Consider the following 16,840-nt stretch of genomic DNA (forward strand, 5'->3'; position numbering starts at 1 on the left):
ATGAGCTGAAACCCAAAAAACGACATCTACATAGCCTTTCTTTTTAGACGGATTCAAATAACAAAAAGGCCTATCATTTAAGTAATAAAAAGGAATTTTCCACTTAAATTGCAAGTCTACTTCAGGAAAACTACTTTCTATTAAAATTTGCAAATGCAACAAAATGGATTTGAATGGTTCTGGTTGTTTTAAAATGTATTCTTCTGCGGGTTTCATAATTAATAAAAGGTAAACGCAATTTTGTATCTTTACGAAAGTTAAAAAATATATGGCAAACAAAACACATTTACACGATAATTTTGAAGTAAGCTTTCAATTGAAAGGTTTAAACAGCATACTAATTGGCGTATACATTTTTTTAGCTGCATATGCTTACAAATATGTTTTAGACAGTTATTTAATAGACAATCACGCCTTGGGAATGCTATCTCCACAACTCATTGAAATGTTGTTTGTAGCTATTGCCTTTTTAGCTTTTCTATTTAGTTCGTTAGCGTTATTTTTTAGCGGAAAAAGAAAAGCTAAAAAGTTTCAATATAAATTATGGAATGGAAAAACGAAGGCTGCTTTTTTAAAATATTTGTTAGGTATTCTTATCATTTTTATATGTGCTTTAATTTTAAAAAACTATGGTAAAATAGATTTAATTACTCCCGCTTTTTTATTTCTCTACTCACTTTTGTTATTACTTTTAAAAAGTAAGGGCGATAAAAGTTTATATATTTTAATTGCTGTCTGTGTGCTATTAGGTGTTTTATGCATTTTAATACCCACATATTGGTATTCCTCTTTAACTATTATAGCCATTGCGCATGCTACATATGGTGTGGCTGTAAAATAATTTACTTTTTTTTAAATAATACTTGTTTTTTATTGGAAGTGTAAAATTTTATGTTTTACTTTGTATTTCAAAGTTCTTTAAAAATGAGTTCAGAAAATTATTTAAAAGACATAACAGAGATTAAGAATTTAATGAATAAATCATCTAAATTTATTTCATTAAGTGGTTTGTCTGGTATTTTAGCGGGTATTTATGCATTAATTGGTGCTGGTTTTGCTTATTGGTATTTACAGATTAAAGGAAATGATTATGTAATTATAGATAGTAAATTGTTTCGTTATATACTTTTAGATTTGGTATTGGTGGGTGTTTTTAGTATTGGAACTGCCATATACTTAACTACACAAAAGGCTAAGAAAAACCAACAAAAAATTTGGGATTCTTTAACCAAAAGATTATTGGGTAGTTTTATAATTCCTTTATTAGCTGGTGGTATTTACATTCTTTTCATTTTAAATCAACAAAAATATGGGCAAACAGGAGCATTAATGCTACTATTTTATGGTTTGGCATTATTAAGCGCTTCTAAATATACTTTGGGAGACATAAAATATTTAGGCTATACACAAATAGTTCTTGGCTTAATATGTGCTATTTTTCCTGGTTATGGTTTTTGGTTTTGGGTTTTAGGCTTTGGTATTATGCATATTGTTTACGGAACAGTGATGTTTTTTAAATATGATAGAAAACAATAATTTATAATCTTAATTTTTTCATTTGAAAAATATTATTTTAAATATAAATAAGGCCTTTGACCATAGAATAAGACTAGGTATAATGTCTATTCTAATGGTAAATGATTATGCAGATTTTAATACGTTGAAAGATTTATTAGGTGCAACAGATGGTAATTTAGCAAGCCATACAAAAGCCCTAGAAAAAGTAGATTTTATTAAAGTGGAAAAACAATTCATAGGCAGAAAACCAAATACAAAATATATAGCAACAGAATTAGGCAAAATGGAATTTAAAAAACACATTAATGCACTCGAAAAATTAATTAACAATAAATAACTATTTTTTTAATAATTAACTTTGAAAAACAAAGTACTTTAAATATAATCATCATGAAAAAAATAATCATAATAATTGGAGCTATACTTTTTAGCACATTTTTCTTTAAACAAAATATTGGTTTAAACTTGTTACTCTTTACACTTGTGGCAACTACAATATTGGGTATAACTAACTGGAAAAGTTTTAAAAATAAAATAACTATCATTAAAACTATTGCTTATTTGATAACAGGAATTACCGTTTTTTTGTACAATTCTGAATTGGTAATTTTATCAAATATTATCGCTTTTTTCACACTTGTAGGTAGTATATCTGAAAACAAATCTTCTATTTACATAAAATGGATTAATGGGATATATACAACTGTAGTTTCTTTCTTTGCATTCTATTACGATTCTTTAGGTGTAGAAGTAGAAAATGTAAAAAAGGAAAAAATAAATTATTCTTATTGGTTTAAAATAATTGGAATACCAGCGATTATCCTTCTTATTTTTATTCTTTTATACAGAAATGCAAACCCTGTTTTTGATGAATTAATTGAAAAAATAGATTTGAGCTTTATTAATTTTCAATGGATTCTTTTTACAGGTTTGGGGTTTTATTTATTTAATAATATTACAAATCCTATTCAAATTGAACCCATAACTTCTAAAGATTTACAACAAGGAAATTATTTATTAGAAAATGAACTGAAACCAATTTCTAAAAAAAGTTTAAAAAACGAAAAGCAATTGGCAGTAATTTTAATGATTTTATTAAATATACTTATTCTGTTTTTTATTGCAACAGATATTGTGCACTTATCAAAAATTCATAGTATGATTGCTCCAAGACTTTCAGAACAAGTACATAATGGTGTAAATGCCTTAATAATATCTAACATATTAGCCATCATTATTATTCTTTACTTTTTTAGAGGAAGCCTAAATTTTTTTAATAAAAACAAAGATTTAAAAAACTTAGCCTATGTATGGATTTTTCTAAATCTAAGTGTTGTAATAATTACGATGATAAAAAATGTAGAATACATTGTTTCTTTTGGTTTAACTTATAAAAGAATTGGTGTGTTATTCTTTTTAACAGCAACTTCTATTGGTTTGATAACCACGTTTATTAAAGTCTCTAAAGTTAAAAACCTAAGCTACTTATTTCGTAAAAACATTCAAATTGCATTTATAATGCTCATAATTTCTACGACCTTAAATTGGGACAAAATGATTACTCAATACAATTTTAATTATGCAGAACAATTAGATTTAAAATACTTAATCAATCTTTCTAATAACAATACTTTTCTTCTAAAAGAATATGCTGATATATCAACAATTGACATTCAAAATAAAACCAAAATCAATAGAAAATATAACAAATATATTCGGGATTTAAAAGAAAATTCTTGGCAAGAAAAAGTATATGATAATTATAAAATTAAATAATGAACTCATCTAAAAATTTAGGAGAAACCCTTTTTAAAGCAACAATTTTTGCAACTACTTTATTTTGGACTTTAGTATGTTCTGAAGAGATTAATACTGATTTACTTGTCTTCTTTATCCCTTCTATTTTTATTATTTTTATTATTTGTTCACTAACAATTTTAGTAACTATTACACCTTTTTTTTGGTTGGCAAAAAAAGATAGAAATGACAAGGAAATTTTCAAAAGATATTTCCCTTATTATGCTATCGTTGCATTTGTAATTGTGATGGATTTTATAATTTGCAGCGACTTTAATGAGTTTACTAGTATTTTCTTTACAACTGCTTTTTTTACTTTAATGCAATCCTGGATTTGGATGTGTAAGCCTAGGACAAAACAAACACAAACAGATGATTAAATTCAATAAAACATATTTTACACTATTTTTAGCGCTATTTCTTATAGAGGTATTTATTGCAAAATACACCACAGGTTTTATAAGACATACTGTGGGAGATTATTTTGCAGTAGCATTCGTTTATACATTTATAAAAAGTATTTTTAAAATATCTGAAGAAAAAGCAGCCTTAATTACGTTTTTAATCTCTTTTGTAATTGAGTTTTTACAGTTAAGCAACTTACAAAATCATTTTCCAGAACAACACGAACGAGCATTAAAAATAATTTTGGGTACTTCTTTTAGTATTGGGGATTTGGTTGCGTATACACTAGGCGTAATTACGATTATTTTAGTAGAAAAGACAATGAGAAAGAAAGTTGAATTTTAAATTAAAAAAATGGTTTGGTTTATTTAATTTTTCTAATTAAATCTTCTAAACCATTTAATTTTAACTCGTAAACCAATTGCATTTGTAAACCTAATTTTCCTTTAGGAAACCCTTTTGTATGATACCAAACCACATAATGTTCTGGTAAATCTATCAAAAATCTACCTTTGTATTTACCAAAAGGCATTTTCATTTTTGCTAAATCAATTAGAAATTGTCTGTTTTGTAGATTATTCTCTTCCATTTACATAATCCTGTAAATAAGAAAAACGTGCTGTTAATTTTCCGTTTTCAGTCATTTTTGCACGTTCTAAAACACCATTCTTATCATTATTAAAAAAAGCAGGAATTACATTTTCTAAAAACATTTCCCCAAACCCCTCACTGGCATCTTTTGGTAATTCGCAAGGTAAATTATCTACAGCCATAACAACAATAGCATTTTTATCTTTAAAATCGACTTCTTTTTCTGTTGCAGGGTTATATCCATAAAGAGGTTCTGCTATGGTTGAAGGACGAATTGTGGAGGCAACAGGACCATCTATATCACAAGAGATATCTGCCACATACTTTATATTAAAATTGTTTGATTTTGCATCTTCTCTTGTATATAAATAAGGAGCACCATCCCCATAAAAATGACCTGCAATAAAAAAATCGGTTACTTCTGCAAAACGCATAAAATTAGCTTCATAAGCTTCTGGATGCTTGTAAAAATCGAAATTATCTATTACTTTTCCGTCTTTTCTTTTGTTATAATCTAACACATCTGCCAAACAATATACAGGTTCTGCATAATGGTTGTTTAAATACTCATTTACAGAAACTTCTTTTATCTGCATTGCATCTAACATTTCTTTGGCTCCGTAAGCTACTTTACCATTTCCTGTTAATAATATTTTTAAATTTTTTAAGTCGATTTTTTTAAGCTCTGCAATTAATTCTTGTTGACTGTCTAAAGTTTCTGCTTTGGGTAAATTAAAAGTTTTATTTGCCAAACCAATTGCTCTAAAACCATTATAAGCGCCAACAATACCTGCATATCGTCCGAAACCAATTAAGCGTGCACCATTTTCTTTTACAATAGTTTCATGGTCATATAACTGAATGTTTTTTTCTAAAATAGCATTTAACAAAGCTCTATTATAAGGTTGTTTTTTGATGGTATGACTAAAGAAAAAATATTTTTTATTAGGGATTAAAGCATCAATTGGCACTTCTTTTACACCCAACAAAACATCGCAATCTGTCATGTTTTCTGTAACTTTTATACCTACATTTTTATATTGGTCGTCAGAAAAAACTCTAATAGCTGAACTTTCTACCACAATTTCTGCATTTGAGTATGTTTGTTTGAATTGTTTTAGTTTTTCTGGTGAAAAAACAACTCTTCTATCTGGTGGATTTTTACGCTCTTTGATGATGCCAAACTTCATATTTCTGTATATTTTTTCGAAGATATTTATTTTAATGTAAGTTACAAAAACTTAATCTACTCTTTCTACTTCACTTTCTAATTTTAATACAAAATCGTCATCATTTTGTTGTATATACAAAGCTTTGTTTCCTTTTTCTCCATTTCTGGTGATTGTGGTTCCTTTAATTGTTTTGGTAACCTCTTCTGTGTAGGTTTCTTGTACTTTGCCTTCTGCTGAACCATTGCCCCATTTCCAGCTTACTTTTGTTCCCTTTTTTATCATAATTTTAATTTTGTTTACTCGAAAATAGCATAACTATTATATAATTATTTGCTTTAAAAAGTTATTTATTAATTCAAAAGATTTTTTAACGTATTTTTAAATAGAAACTTAAGTTATTTTGTATTTTTGCAGACCGCGTTAAGGATTGAAACGATATCCTTTTTTTTGTAAATTAACGAAGTACTCTGTTCTTTTTAATAATTATTTTTTTAAATAATACAGGTGTACAATAAATTGATAAAAAAAAAGATTTAGTGGAAAGCCTGACTTTAGTTTTAAATGCTTTTAAAACAAAGAAACGCCCAAATGATTGGTATTGTTTTTGTACTATTTTTTGTTCATTGAAAAAATATAATGAGATTTTTTTTGATGATATCCCAAAATAAATTTGGGATTAATTCAATAAAGCAAGTTAAAAATTTGCTATTTCATTAAGGGGACGACTGGTTTTGACAGCAAGGTCAGTGAATTTGTAAGCATATCAAGGAATGAAACGATACTTGTAAAACTTGTTTCAACTTTATAAACGGCGAAGATAACTACGCTTTAGCTGCCTAATCTGAATTATAGTAAGATTAAGCCCCGGCTCACAAGGTGAGCAAGCTTTATGTCCACGGAAAGCCTTGGTTTATGGCGTTTCATTTATGGGCATCGTAAAAATAAACATAGAAAACCTGAAGCTTTGGCAGGTTTTTGAAACTAAAAAAGATAAGTTAAAAGTGGATTGTTCTTAATCAGCTTTTAAACGAAAACTAAGAAAGAACTAAATATGTAGAAAGCCAATTTGTTGCTTGTTTGGACCCGAGTTCGATTCTCGGCGTCTCCACAAATAAAAACCTCAACTATCTAAATTTCAGATAATTGAGGTTTTTTTATTGATTGTCTTTTAGTTTTATTTTCTGATTTTTTGTTCCCACTGCCAAGCAGAAGATAGCGCGTCTTTTAAACTTAATTTTGCTTGCCAACCCAAAACATTATTTGCTTTTTCTGTATCTGCATAAGCTGCTATAACATCTCCTTCTCTTCTAGCTACAATTTGATAATTTAGTTTTTGATCAGAAACTTCTTCAAACGTTTTTATTACTTCTAAAACAGAAGATCCTGTACCTGTACCTATATTAAAGTAATCGAAATTTGTAGCACTTTTATTTTCTATTAATCTTTTTAAAGCTGCCACATGTGCTTTTGCTAAATCTACAACATGTATATAATCTCTTATGCAAGTTCCATCTTCTGTTGGATAATCGTTACCAAAAACAGCTAATTTTTCTCTTAAACCTATGGCTGTTTGTGTTATAAATGGCACTAAATTTTGTGGAGTTCCAGTAGGTAATTCACCAATTTGTAAAGACTCATGTGAACCTATTGGATTAAAATATCTTAAAGCAATTGCTTGTAAGTTGTCTGAAACTCTGCAGGTGTCTTTTATAATTTCTTCACCAATTTGTTTTGTATTTCCATAGGGAGATTCCGCTGGTTTTATGGGTGCACTTTCTGTAATAGGTAGCGAATCTGCTTGCCCATATACCGTACAAGAAGAGCTAAAAATAAAATGTGCTTTGTCTTTTTTTTGTAACTCTTGTAGTATATATATTAGACTATTTAGGTTATTTTCATAATACAATAAAGGGTTCTCTACACTTTCGCCCACAGCTTTTGAGGCCGCAAAATGTATAACTCCATAAATGTCTTTATAAGTAGAAAAAAGGTTTGATACTGCATTTTTTTCTCTTAGGTCTAATTTTTCAAAAATTGGTTTTTTACCAGTTATCTTTGTAATTCCGTCTAAAACATCTAAAGTACTATTAGAAAGGTTATCTACAATTACAACTTCAAAACCTTCGTTTTGTAACTCTACAACTACATGAGAACCTATAAACCCTAATCCCCCAGTTACTAATATTTTCATTGATTCTATTTTAGGTTTTTTTAAAGATGTGCATATTTTTACACTTAAATAAATAATAAAAGTAAAAAATAAATAGTATTCTATTCTAAAATGAATAAATTATTTAATTTTAAAAAACATGTAATGGATTAATTGTAGTTAATTAAAACTAACTCTAATGAAACAAAACAATTTTATAAACACTCCGTAATTGTTTCTATTTCTTTAAAACTATTGAAGATATTAAAAAAGGAACTTTTATATATTTTACCTTACATTCGTGACATTTGTATATCCTGATTTTTGGAAAAACTCTAGAAATCCTCTTTTTTTTATCTGATTTACATGAGGGACACTTACTCATAATTAATGGTAATCTTTAAAATTATAAATATATACAAACTATTAGTTGGGAGGTATATTTTTTTAAAATTAATTTTTTTATCAAATAGCTTTAACTTCTTGTTTATTAGCTCTTTTTAAGATTAAAGAAGAAAATAAAAAAGGAATAATTAGAAATTTGGTTTTGCAACGATAGCATTTTAGCACCTTAGAATTTGGAATTAGTTTTAAAAAAATATTTCTTGGTACTCTTTTTACGAAACTAGACTTGCATGAGGGACATTTAGACATTTTATATATTTAGTAGATTAATGTAAAAACATTTTCTTAAAACATCATAGCAGATTTTGCAAATATAGTTAATATCACAAAATTAATATCTTTTTTCTAATTTTTTTGTATTTTTTTAATTAAAATATTATCAAATTAACCACTTAAAACAATTTTCAATACTATAAAAATAAAAACCACCTAACTTTACAAAACATACAGTTTACATTATATTTGTATTATTTTAAATTTCTTTTATTGAATAAACTAATAATTTCTGTTACAAACGATTTACACACAGATCAAAGAGTTGCTAAAGTTTGCAACACTTTGCACAACAATGGTTATGAAATTATTTTAGTGGGCAGAAAACTAAAAGACAGTAAAAACATTCATAGGAATTACAAAACAAAAAGATTTAAACTGCTTTTTAACCAAGGGTTTTTATTTTATTTTGAGTTTAATTTTAGACTATTTCTCTTTCTTTTATTCTCCAAAAAAAATATGCTACTTGCTAACGATCTAGATACTCTGCTACCCAATTTTTTAATCAGCAAATTACAAGCTAAAAAACTAATTTTCGATAGTCATGAACTTTTTTCTGAAATACCAGAATTAGTGCATAAACCAAGAATTAAGAGCTTTTGGGTAAGTCTAGAAAATTGGATTTTACCAAAACTTAAAAACAACTATACTGTTTGCAACAGCATTGCTAATTATTACAAGGAAAAATATAAAGTTCATTTTAAAACCATAAAAAACCTACCTTTTAAAAAAGACTTAAAAAAGGGAAGATTTGATTTTGACACAAAAAACAAAAAAGTAATTCTTTATCAAGGTGCCGTAAATATTGGTCGTGGTTTAGAACTCATTATTGATAGTATGCATTTTTTAGAAAATCATTTACTAGTAATTATTGGCAACGGAGATATTTACAAAGATTTACAACAAAAAGTAAGTTTAGAAAAACTAGATAAAAAAGTGTTTTTTTTAGGAAAAAAATCACCTGAAAAACTACAATTATTAACACCTTTAGCAGATATAGGCATAAGTTTAGAAGAAGATTTAGGCTTAAATTACAGATTTGTATTACCGAACAAAATTTTCGATTATATACAAGCTGAAGTACCTGTTCTAGTTGCTAACTTACCAGAAATGAAACAAGTTGTTGCAGACCATAATGTAGGTGAAATTGTTTTTAATAGAGAACCTAAAATTGTAGCGAAACAAATAAGGGGTATGTTAGAAAAAGATTATTCTAAAGCTCTAAAAAACGCGAAAGAAGAACTTATTTGGCAACAGCAAGAAGCAAAATTATTATCAATTTTTAAAAATGCAAAATAATAGTTAAATGTTATTTTGCCTCTCTTTTAAAAAACACAAATAAGCTACTTTTAAGCAATTTAAATAAAAAACAGATTTTTTTTGTAATGTTTGTTTCTCAAAAAAAGAATGAGTTTTAGCTACTATATTACAAAGTTTTAAAGCTGAAATTTTATCCGTGAGTTTTAATAATTTTAAATCACCTTTATCAATTAACTTCCGCTCATTTAAAAAGAATAAATTCTCTATAGCTTTTTTTGTTTTTTCTACAAATATTAAATCAGCATCTAAGCCCAAATGATAAACTTCGTTTGCCAAATGCTCTATTTTATATCCTTTTTTGATTAAACTTAGAGAAAACATCAAATCTTCTCTACCATATTGGGTTAATTTTTCTTCAAAAGAAATATGATTAAAAACATTTTTTTCTATTAAAAAATTAGAAGTAAAAAAATACTTTTCTGGTTGTTTGTTTCTTTTTTCTACTGATACTTCTTCGTGTTTTTTTCCAAATTTGTAGCGCAATAAGTGTACATTCTCTTTCTTATTTTCATATAAGAGTCCGCCACAAAAAATGGTGTTTTTTTGCTGAAAACATTTTATATAGTTTTCTATAAAATTAGAATCTGCAGGCATAACATCTGCATCTAAAAACAACAACCAACTATAATTTGCTTTTTTTGCTAATAAATTTCTAATAGCACTTCTACCAATATTTTTATTTAAGGCAGAAAAAGTTGTAAAAGTGAACGTGTTTATTTTTTCGTTTTCTGTATTTAAAGTAGATTTAGAACCATCATCCAAACAAATAATTTCGAATTTTATATTTTCTAAAATTAATTGTTGATGGAGCGCTTTCACCAAAAAAAAAGCGTTGAAATTATATGTTGGTATTAAAACAGAAAGCATTAAACTGTGGCTTGTTGTGCTACTTCAAACAACTCTCCCCCTTCACATTTTAACGTTTTTTGCTTAAACTTTACTATTAACTGATAATCATGTGTAGCCATTAAAATAGTTTTACCACTTGCATGGATATCGTTTAAAAGTTCCATGACTTCCATAGATGTTTTTGGGTCTAAATTCCCAGTAGGTTCGTCTGCCAAAATTAATTCTGGATCATTCAATAAAGCCCTAGCAATGGCAACCCTTTGTTGTTCTCCTCCAGAAAGTTCATAGGTTTTTTTGTAGTATTGAGATTTCATCCCCACTTTATCTAAAACTTCATGAATTTTTTCTTTCATCAATTCTTTGTCTTTCCAGCCTGTTGCTTTTAAAACAAATTTTAAATTGTCAAAAACGTTTCTATCATTTAACAATTTAAAATCTTGAAAAACAATGCCAATTTTTCTTCTTAAAAAAGGAATCTGTTTTTCTTTTAATTTTTTTAAATCGAAATCTACAATACTTCCTGTCCCTTTTTGTAAAGGCAAATCTCCGTATAAAGTTTTCATCAAACTACTTTTACCACTTCCTGTTTTACCAATTAAATAATAAAAATCACCTTTATTTACGGTTAAATTAACGTTAGAAATCACCAAATTATCTCTTTGGTAAATATTTGCATTTTCTAGTTGTAAAACAATGTTTTGCATAATTTTAAGTAGTTTGTACAAACTTAAAAGTTTCTATTGATTTTTTTACTATGAATTGTCAACTATTCTTACTTTTGAATAAAATTGTAATAATATTTTCTCCCCCAATCCAACAAATTTAAATTTTGTTCGTTATTCATTTTGAGTGTAAAAATAATTATATGAAAATTCGTTTTTTAAAAAAACTGTTTCTTTTCTTATCTATTTTCTTTGTGGTAAATAATAGTTTTACCCAACAAACTGTTGCCAATGCTACAGATTTAAAAGTCTTTAACAATGCATTAAATTTGTACAATACAAAAGCTTATGCAGCTGCACAAAAAACATTTGTACAAGTAGGTAGTTTAGCTAAAATTGGATCTAACTTAAAAGCAGATGCCAGTTATTATGAAGCTATGTGTGCTGTAAAATTAAATCAACCAGATGCTGATAAAAAAGTACTAACTTTTGTAGCAGAAAATCCAAATAGCAATAAAAAAAATACCGCTTTTTTTAATGTTGCCAATTATTATTTTGCAAATAAAAGAGCTTCTTATGCGCTAAAATGGTTTCAAAAGGTAAATATTGATGAACTTGCTAAAGAAAACAAAAAAGAACTAAACTTTAAAATGGGATATAGTTTTCTAGTAACCGAAAACTTAAATTTAGCAAAAGCTCGATTTTTACCTTTAATTAACGATGCAAAATACGGTAATGATGCAAGATATTATTATGGTTTTATTTCTTATAAATTAGAAGATTATGGCATTGCAGAATCTACTTTAAAAGAAATTGCAGATAATGATTCTTACAGAGCAGAAATATCCTATTATTTATTAGATATTAGTTTTAAGGCAGGTAAATTTAATCGCTGTATAAAGGTTGGCTTAGAGCTATTGCCCACTATTGATAGAAAACTAAAATCTGATGTTTCTAAAATTATTGGAGAAAGTTATTTTAATTTAGAAAAATATGCTGAATCGATATCTTATTTAAAAGCGTATAAGGGTAAAAAAGGCAAATGGAACAACACAGATTACTATCAATTAGGTTATGCCTATTACAAGCAAAACGATTTTGAAAATGCCATTAATAATTTTAATAAAATTATTGATGAAAAGAATGCCGTTTCTCAAAATGCTTATTATCATTTGGGAGAATGTTACATGAATTTAGAAAAAAAGTCTGAGGCATTAAATGCATTTAAATCTGCTTCTGAGATGGATTTTAATAAAAATATACAAGAAGATGCTGCTTTAAATTATGCTAAACTAAGTTACGAAAGTGGCAATCCTTTTAAACCTGTTGCTGAAGTTTTACAAGATTATTTAAAGAAATATCCAAAATCAAAAGCGTATCAAGAGATTAATGAATTGGTGATTTCTTCTTTTTTAAATCAACAAGATTACGAAGGTGCCTTAACATTTTTATCAGAAAAAAAATCAAAAGAAAATACAGCATTAACTTTAGAGGTTTCTTTGTACAGAGGTATTCAATTATTTAACCAGAACAAATACAAAGAGGCACTACCCTTTTTTGCCACTGCAAAAAAATCTATGGTAGATGAAGTACAACTAAGAGCAAAATATTGGGAAGCTGAAACGATTTATAGATTAGATAATTTTAGTGATGCTTTAGAGAAGTTTATCACTTTAAATACCTCTTTAAAATCTAATAGACAAGACGACTTTAAATTTATAGATTATAATATTGGTTACAGCTATTTTAAGTTAAAAAATTACGAAAAAGCTGCGCCTTCTTTTTCTAAATTTTTACAAACAGATTCCATTTCAGACTCTTATAAATATGATGCTTACATACGATTAGGCGATAGTTATTTTGCCACTACAAATTATAAAAAAGCAATAGATACCTATAAAAAAGTAACTGATAATTTTGGCTTAGGAGCAGATTATGCAGAATACCAAATTGGAATGAGCTATGGTTTTATAGATGATAATGAAGCAAAAATTACCGCTTTAAAAAATGTAATAAACAACTACCAAATTTCTAATTTAAAAGACGATGCGTTGTATCAACTAGGAAACACTTATGTAAAATTAAAAGATGCAGAAAATGCAAATATTGCCTATGATAGATTGGTAGAAAAACATCCAAAAAGTGTTTTTGTTTCAAGAACATTGTTAAGACAAGGTTTGCTCTATTTTAACGAAAATAAAAACATGGAGTCTTTAATGAAATATAAAGATGTAGCTGCTAGATTTCCAAATTCTCCAGATGCTTTAGAGGCTGTTGCAAACGCCAGAAATGTATATATAGAAGAAGGTAATTTAGAAGATTATGTAAATTGGACTTCTACTTTGAAATTTATTAATATTAGTTCCTCAGAGTTAGATAACACCACATTCGCTGTAGCAGAAAAAAAATATTTAGAGTCTAAAAAAGGCGAAGAAATCATTGAAAGTCTACAAACTTATATTAGAAAATTTCCAAAAGGAAAACATATTTTAAAAGTAAATTATTATTTGGCAGATGTGTTTTTTAAAGTAAAAGAATTTAAAAGTGCTATTAACTATTATGAGTTTATTGTAAACGAAGATGCATCTCAATTTACAGAAGATTCCTTAAATAAATTAGCGCAAATTTATTTAGATCAGGGAGAGTTTAACAATGCACTACCTCTTTTGGATAGACTAGAACAAGAAGCATATATAGCTGAAAACATTTTGTTTGCACAAAGTAATTTAATGAAAGGTTATTACGAAACAGAAGCTTATGATTTTGCTATTGAATATGCTAAAAAACTCCTGCAAAAAGATAAATTAGAGATTTCTGTAGAAAATGATGCCAAAATTATTATTGCACGATCTGCTATTAAAACAGAAGATTTTATAACCGCAGAAGAATACTATACAACTATAGAAGAAACCGCAAATGGAGAGTTAAAAGCAGAAGCTTTGTATTATAACGCCTATTTTAAAAATCAACAAAAAGAATATGAAGCATCAAATAAAACGGTTCAAAAATTAATTGCAAAATATGCCGCTTATAAATACTGGGGCGTAAAAAGCTATGTAATTATGGGTAAAAATTACTATGGTTTAAATGATGTTTATCAAGCTACTTTTGTATTAGAAAATGTAATTAAAAACTTTAAAGAATTTGAAGATATTATTAAGGAAGCGCAACAAGAACTAAATAAGATTAAAGAAAACGAAGCCAAAACAAACAATTCAGTAACTCCAGAAAAAAAGAACTAATGAAAAAAGGCTTTTTAATATACATACTATCACTTGTTGTTTTCTCTGCATTTGCACAAGAGCAAAAAAAAGATACTATTGTAAAGACAGAGGTTGTAAATGTAGTTACAAAATACAATCCAAAAATTGCCGATGTAAAAAAAATCAAAAGCAATCCTACCATCAAATTATTAAAGAAAAACGATAAGAAAAAATTAAAATATACTATTTTTTCTGCACCAGTAGCTTCTACTTTCATCCCGAAAACAGGTGTTGTAAAAGGCATAAATGTTGGTGTAAAAGAAAGGGTTTACAACAATTATTTAGCTGGTGGTTTTGGTAATTATGCAAGCCCTTATGCAGAATTATTTATATATCACAACACACGTTTCGATAACGAGTTTGGTATCCATACAAAATATGCCGCCTCAGCAGAAAATGTTAACAATTCTGTTTTAAACAGTACTTTTTCTAATTTTAGTACCAACCTCTTTTTTAAGCAAGAAGCAAGATATTTTGATTGGAAAGTAACTCTAAATACAGAACTGAACAATTACAATTGGTATGGCTTACCTACAGACAAAACGTTTAACGAGATCGTCATCAACTCTATAGACGAAGTTCAGAACTACAAGTATTTTAAACTAGCTGGTAATTTTAAATTCCATGACTCTTATATAGACCATGGTAATATTGCTGTATCTTATTTTACAGACAACTTTAATAGTTCAGAAATTTTAGCAGATTTTGATTCAGGGTTAAATTTTCCGTTAGATTTTGTAAACCAAAATTTAAATGAAATTGTCATTAAAGCTGGTATAGAGTTTTTAAAAGGAAACTTTAAAAATAATTACAACAGTACAGAAGAAATCAACTATAATCAAATAACGTTTAGAGTAAATCCAGCATACAAACTAGAATATTTAGGTTTAACTCTAAACGCTGGTTTAAAAACATTTGTTTCTCTAGACCCAGAAAACAGTAGTAACAATCTATTTATTTTTCCAGACTTATATTTACAGACTCCTGTTTTAAAAAAATATGTAAACGCCTACGCTGGTTTTACAGGTAATTTACACACAAACACCTATAAAAGTTTTACTGAGGATAATCCATACGTTTCACCCACATTATTTATAACGCAAACTGCAGAAACATCCAACTTATTTATAGGCTTAAAAGGAAACATCACAAGAGACATTTCTTACAACTTAAAAGCGAGTACAATTAATGAGGAAGACAAACCATTATTTTTAAGAAATAACTCAAAATCAGATGGTACAACATCTATTTCTAATGGAGAAAATCTAAAAGGATATGAATATGGAAACTCGTTTAGAATTTTTTATGATGATGTTAAAACTACCTCTGTATTTTCTGAAATAGAATACTTATTTAACAGAAATCTTACATTTTCTACGCAAGTGGAATTTAATAACTACTCAACAACAAATGCTTTAGAAAATTGGAATTTACCCAGTTTACAAGGTTCTTTTTTAGTCAAATATAAAACAGAAAAATGGTATGCAACCGCCAACATTTTTTATGTGAACGAACGAAAAGATGTTATTTACAATGCCGTAAATCCTTCTAGTTTAAAAGGCATTGTAACCTTAAACTCTTTTGTTGATGTAAACTTAAATGGTGGTTATCATTTTAACGATAAGTTTTCTGCATTTCTAAGACTAAATAATGTTTTAAACACACAATACCAACGTTTTGCAAATTTTGATACACAAGGTTTTCAAGCTTTAGGTGGCATTACTTACAAATTTGATTTTTAAAAGGTAAAAAAGCTTCAAATCTGTTTATATTTATAGCTATATTTACGCATGCTTTATTACTTAACAGTTGCTTTACAAGGTTTTTGTATTTATCACGCCTATAAAAACAGTAAAAACTATTATTGGTATTTTATCATTATTTTTTTACCACTTTTAGGATGTGGCATTTATTTATTTACACAGGTTTTTAATAAAAAAGATGTATCTGTAATAACCGAAGAAATTACAAATATTGTAAATCCTACAAAGAAAATAAAAGAACTTCAGCAAGAATTAGCGTTTTCAAATACGTTTCAAAACAAGATAAATCTTGCAGATGCTTTTGCAGAAAACGTAGATTTTGAAAACGCCATTTTATACTATCAAAAAGCACTAGAAGGTAATTTTAGAGATGACCCACATACCATAAATAAACTTGTAAAATGTTATTTTGAAATTAAAGACTATCAAAAAGTAATAGAAAATTCAGAAAAAATAAATTTAGACAAAGAGTTTAAAGACAGCATTTATTTCTTTGGATTAGCCCTAGAGAAAGAAGGTTTTATAAATAAAGCAGAAAAAGAATTACGCAAAATAGATTTAAGGTATTCTAATTATTTCGAACGATTAGAATTTGCCAATTTTTATTTAAGAAATAACGAAAGAGACAAAGCAAAACAATTATTAACCGAAATTAAAAATGAATTAAAAAGTA

General features: G+C 27.3%; 17 protein-coding genes and 1 other RNA gene. 11 read left to right on the top strand and 7 right to left on the bottom strand.

What is annotated here, in order from left to right; genetic code table 11:
* Positions 1–216 (bottom strand): DUF5655 domain-containing protein (locus ACTG3S_RS01355; protein ID WP_439127580.1); only part of this gene is annotated, 216 nt, incomplete at its 3' end.
* Between the two features lie 52 nt (positions 217–268).
* Here ACTG3S_RS01355 and ACTG3S_RS01360 point away from each other — a divergent pair.
* From ACTG3S_RS01360 to ACTG3S_RS01385, 6 genes are all read left to right on the top strand, one after another.
* Complete coding sequence (locus tag ACTG3S_RS01360) at positions 269–841, top strand: hypothetical protein (RefSeq protein ID WP_439127581.1); 573 nt, start codon at positions 269–271, stop codon at positions 839–841.
* Positions 842–924: 83 nt separating this feature from the next.
* Positions 925–1,536 (top strand): hypothetical protein, encoded by a 612-nt coding sequence (locus ACTG3S_RS01365; RefSeq protein ID WP_439127582.1) that lies wholly within the window; start codon positions 925–927, stop codon positions 1,534–1,536.
* A 22-nt stretch (positions 1,537–1,558) separates the two neighbouring features.
* A complete protein-coding gene (locus ACTG3S_RS01370; protein WP_439127583.1) occupies positions 1,559–1,855 on the top strand; it encodes a winged helix-turn-helix domain-containing protein in 297 nt (98 codons plus the stop codon).
* A gap of 53 nt (positions 1,856–1,908) precedes the next feature.
* Positions 1,909–3,294, top strand: coding sequence for a DUF4153 domain-containing protein (locus ACTG3S_RS01375; RefSeq protein ID WP_439127584.1), 1,386 nt, complete (start codon positions 1,909–1,911; stop codon positions 3,292–3,294).
* On the top strand, positions 3,294–3,695 hold the full coding sequence (locus tag ACTG3S_RS01380; RefSeq protein WP_439127585.1) for a hypothetical protein: 402 nt from the start codon (positions 3,294–3,296) through the stop codon (positions 3,693–3,695). Before ACTG3S_RS01375 ends, ACTG3S_RS01380 begins: the two co-directional genes overlap by 1 nt.
* Positions 3,688–4,065, top strand: a complete 378-nt coding sequence (locus ACTG3S_RS01385) for a DUF2809 domain-containing protein (RefSeq protein ID WP_439127586.1) — start codon at positions 3,688–3,690, stop codon at positions 4,063–4,065. Before ACTG3S_RS01380 ends, ACTG3S_RS01385 begins: the two co-directional genes overlap by 8 nt.
* 19 nt (positions 4,066–4,084) lie before the next feature.
* Here ACTG3S_RS01385 and ACTG3S_RS01390 read toward each other — a convergent pair whose 3' ends face one another.
* The 3 genes from ACTG3S_RS01390 to ACTG3S_RS01400 are packed head-to-tail and all read right to left on the bottom strand — an operon-like array spanning position 4,085 to position 5,765.
* Positions 4,085–4,309 carry a DUF3820 family protein gene (locus ACTG3S_RS01390; RefSeq protein ID WP_439127587.1) on the bottom strand — a complete coding sequence of 75 codons (225 nt, stop codon included), beginning with the start codon at positions 4,307–4,309 and terminating at the stop codon, positions 4,085–4,087.
* On the bottom strand, positions 4,296–5,501 hold the full coding sequence (locus ACTG3S_RS01395; protein WP_439127588.1) for an NAD(P)-dependent oxidoreductase: 1,206 nt from the start codon (positions 5,499–5,501) through the stop codon (positions 4,296–4,298). Before ACTG3S_RS01395 ends, ACTG3S_RS01390 begins: the two co-directional genes overlap by 14 nt.
* Before the next feature lie 51 nt (positions 5,502–5,552).
* Positions 5,553–5,765: a DUF2945 domain-containing protein gene (locus ACTG3S_RS01400; RefSeq protein ID WP_439127589.1), complete on the bottom strand. Its 213-nt coding sequence runs from the start codon at positions 5,763–5,765 to the stop codon at positions 5,553–5,555.
* A gap of 435 nt (positions 5,766–6,200) precedes the next feature.
* Here ACTG3S_RS01400 and ssrA point away from each other — a divergent pair.
* Positions 6,201–6,594, top strand: a transfer-messenger RNA (tmRNA) gene (gene ssrA / locus ACTG3S_RS01405).
* A gap of 63 nt (positions 6,595–6,657) precedes the next feature.
* On the opposite strand, the gene galE is transcribed toward ssrA, so the two are convergent.
* Positions 6,658–7,674, bottom strand: coding sequence for a UDP-glucose 4-epimerase GalE (gene galE / locus ACTG3S_RS01410; RefSeq protein ID WP_439127590.1), 1,017 nt, complete (start codon positions 7,672–7,674; stop codon positions 6,658–6,660).
* Between the two features lie 849 nt (positions 7,675–8,523).
* On the opposite strand from galE, the gene ACTG3S_RS01415 reads away from it, so the two are divergent.
* Positions 8,524–9,609, top strand: a complete 1,086-nt coding sequence (locus tag ACTG3S_RS01415) for a glycosyltransferase (protein WP_439127591.1) — start codon at positions 8,524–8,526, stop codon at positions 9,607–9,609.
* 3 nt (positions 9,610–9,612) lie between these two features.
* On the opposite strand, the gene ACTG3S_RS01420 is transcribed toward ACTG3S_RS01415, so the two are convergent.
* Together ACTG3S_RS01420 and ACTG3S_RS01425 are read right to left on the bottom strand one after the other, a co-directional pair.
* The gene (locus tag ACTG3S_RS01420) at positions 9,613–10,497 is read right to left on the bottom strand and encodes a glycosyltransferase family 2 protein (protein WP_439127592.1); all 885 of its coding nucleotides are present in this window, start codon (positions 10,495–10,497) and stop codon (positions 9,613–9,615) included.
* A complete protein-coding gene (locus tag ACTG3S_RS01425) occupies positions 10,497–11,183 on the bottom strand; it encodes a cell division ATP-binding protein FtsE (RefSeq protein WP_439127593.1) in 687 nt (228 codons plus the stop codon). The genes ACTG3S_RS01420 and ACTG3S_RS01425 overlap by 1 nt, the downstream gene beginning before the upstream one ends.
* Before the next feature lie 161 nt (positions 11,184–11,344).
* Here ACTG3S_RS01425 and ACTG3S_RS01430 point away from each other — a divergent pair, with 161 nt between their 5' ends.
* The 3 genes from ACTG3S_RS01430 to ACTG3S_RS01440 form a co-directional block, all read left to right on the top strand.
* Positions 11,345–14,383: a tetratricopeptide repeat protein gene (locus ACTG3S_RS01430; RefSeq protein ID WP_439127594.1), complete on the top strand. Its 3,039-nt coding sequence runs from the start codon at positions 11,345–11,347 to the stop codon at positions 14,381–14,383.
* Complete coding sequence (locus ACTG3S_RS01435) at positions 14,383–16,146, top strand: TonB-dependent receptor (RefSeq protein ID WP_439127595.1); 1,764 nt, start codon at positions 14,383–14,385, stop codon at positions 16,144–16,146. The genes ACTG3S_RS01430 and ACTG3S_RS01435 overlap by 1 nt, the downstream gene beginning before the upstream one ends.
* A 48-nt stretch (positions 16,147–16,194) precedes the next feature.
* Positions 16,195–16,840 (top strand): hypothetical protein (locus ACTG3S_RS01440; RefSeq protein ID WP_439127596.1); only part of this gene is annotated, 646 nt, incomplete at its 3' end.

Source organism: Polaribacter sp., from assembly GCF_965656025.1.
In the GTDB taxonomy this organism is placed as follows: domain Bacteria; phylum Bacteroidota; class Bacteroidia; order Flavobacteriales; family Flavobacteriaceae; genus Polaribacter.

Bases quoted from the DNA above. Each gene is read 5' to 3' on its own strand.
- ACTG3S_RS01425 (WP_439127593.1), bottom strand. From the start codon at position 11,183: ATGCAAAACATTGTTTTACAACTAGAAAATGCAAATATTTACCAAAGA.
- ACTG3S_RS01390 (WP_439127587.1), bottom strand. From the start codon at position 4,309: ATGGAAGAGAATAATCTACAAAACAGACAATTTCTAATTGATTTAGCA.
- ACTG3S_RS01430 (WP_439127594.1), top strand. From the start codon at position 11,345: ATGAAAATTCGTTTTTTAAAAAAACTGTTTCTTTTCTTATCTATTTTC.
- ACTG3S_RS01435 (WP_439127595.1), top strand. From the start codon at position 14,383: ATGAAAAAAGGCTTTTTAATATACATACTATCACTTGTTGTTTTCTCT.
- ACTG3S_RS01385 (WP_439127586.1), top strand. From the start codon at position 3,688: ATGATTAAATTCAATAAAACATATTTTACACTATTTTTAGCGCTATTT.
- ACTG3S_RS01400 (WP_439127589.1), bottom strand. From the start codon at position 5,765: ATGATAAAAAAGGGAACAAAAGTAAGCTGGAAATGGGGCAATGGTTCA.
- ACTG3S_RS01360 (WP_439127581.1), top strand. From the start codon at position 269: ATGGCAAACAAAACACATTTACACGATAATTTTGAAGTAAGCTTTCAA.
- ACTG3S_RS01380 (WP_439127585.1), top strand. From the start codon at position 3,294: ATGAACTCATCTAAAAATTTAGGAGAAACCCTTTTTAAAGCAACAATT.
- ACTG3S_RS01375 (WP_439127584.1), top strand. From the start codon at position 1,909: ATGAAAAAAATAATCATAATAATTGGAGCTATACTTTTTAGCACATTT.
- ACTG3S_RS01395 (WP_439127588.1), bottom strand. From the start codon at position 5,501: ATGAAGTTTGGCATCATCAAAGAGCGTAAAAATCCACCAGATAGAAGA.
- ACTG3S_RS01420 (WP_439127592.1), bottom strand. From the start codon at position 10,497: ATGCTTTCTGTTTTAATACCAACATATAATTTCAACGCTTTTTTTTTG.
- galE (WP_439127590.1), bottom strand. From the start codon at position 7,674: ATGAAAATATTAGTAACTGGGGGATTAGGGTTTATAGGTTCTCATGTA.
- ACTG3S_RS01365 (WP_439127582.1), top strand. From the start codon at position 925: ATGAGTTCAGAAAATTATTTAAAAGACATAACAGAGATTAAGAATTTA.